General features: G+C 25.8%; 1 protein-coding gene. It reads right to left on the reverse strand.

Annotated features, from left to right (window positions below):
• Positions 1-197 (reverse strand): AAA-type ATPase lid domain-containing protein (locus tag ACEWL1_RS12290; protein ID WP_457770727.1); only part of this gene is annotated, 197 nt, incomplete at its 3' end.
• Between the last annotated feature and the right edge of the window lie 59 nt (positions 198-256).

A 256-nucleotide genomic window follows, 5' to 3' on the forward strand; every position in this document is an offset into this window, starting at 1 on the left:
AATTTTTTTTTTTTATAAAAATCTATTTGGTATTTTACATATTCCTGTATTTGTTCTACTTCTACATATTTATCGCACATAATTACTGCACTTTTAATTACATTCTCTAATTCTCTTATATTTCCAGGCCAATGATATCTTTGTAGAATCTCTATAGCTTCTGAACTTATTTTTAAGAACTTATCTTTGTTTTCGATTCAGTATTTAAAAAGAAATTTTTCTACTAGTAACGGAATGTCAGACAGTCTTTCTGCTA

The organism is Polaribacter gochangensis, assembly GCF_046224025.1.
GTDB lineage: Bacteria > Bacteroidota > Bacteroidia > Flavobacteriales > Flavobacteriaceae > Polaribacter > Polaribacter gochangensis.